This is a genomic window from Streptomyces fulvoviolaceus (assembly GCF_000718165.1).
GTDB classification, from domain to species: Bacteria; Actinomycetota; Actinomycetes; order Streptomycetales; family Streptomycetaceae; genus Streptomyces; species Streptomyces fulvoviolaceus.
Map to the genome: position 1 here is coordinate 1 of NZ_JOEY01000212.1, position 271 is coordinate 271.

The 271-nt window shown below is 72.0% G+C and carries 1 pseudogene; it reads left to right on the forward strand.

The window, feature by feature from the left end:
- A pseudogene (locus IG08_RS55535) lies at window positions 1-271 on the forward strand (IS200/IS605 family accessory protein TnpB-related protein); the annotation flags it as partial.

Here is a 271-nt window from a genome sequence, read left to right on the forward strand (position 1 = left end):
CTCGATGGCCGACCAGACCGGCATCGCCATCATCGCCGTGGACCCGGCCTACACCTCGAAGTGGGGCGCCCAGCACTGGCAGAAGCCCCTCACCCACGACGACAGGAAGACGACTCGCCACGAGGCTGCCGCCGTGGCGATCGGACGGCGCGCTCAGGGACACCCGATCAGACGACGGACGGCACCGCCCCGTGCACACCAGAGCGATGTGCACGGGCATCGGACCGTCCAGGCCGACCGGCGTGCCCTCGGGCGTGAGGGACCCCGCCCC